This window comes from Halomonas sp. SIMBA_159 (assembly GCF_046536035.1).
Classification (GTDB): domain Bacteria; phylum Pseudomonadota; class Gammaproteobacteria; order Pseudomonadales; family Halomonadaceae; genus Vreelandella; species Vreelandella venusta_A.
The window spans coordinates 1-277 of record NZ_JAWJBT010000435.1 but is presented as its reverse complement, the minus strand read 5'-3'; the positions used below and the strand labels follow the sequence as shown (position 1 = coordinate 277).

Here is a 277-nt window from a genome sequence, read left to right as displayed (position 1 = left end):
CGAGTAAAGGCGCGGCGGCTTCGATGGTTTCACGCTGACGCTCGCGCAATTCTCCTGACAGATCGACGATCGAATAGCTGTCGAATTCAGCGCCGAGCGCGGCGAGCGCGTTCAGCAAACCGGCCGCGAGTTTGCCGGTGCCGGCGCCGAACTCCATCACGTTGCGCGTACCGCTTGCGTGCAGCGCTTCGGCGACGGGACGCGCCAGCGTGGTCGCGAAGAGCGGCGAAAGTTCGGGTGCCGTGACGAAGTCGCTGCCGTCGTCGCCGCGCAAGCC

General features: G+C 66.4%; 1 protein-coding gene. It reads right to left on the bottom strand.

Annotated features, from left to right (window positions below; translation table 11 throughout):
• On the bottom strand, positions 1-277 hold a 277-nt coding region (locus tag R0J87_RS19935), incomplete at both ends, for an SAM-dependent methyltransferase (RefSeq protein WP_498888420.1).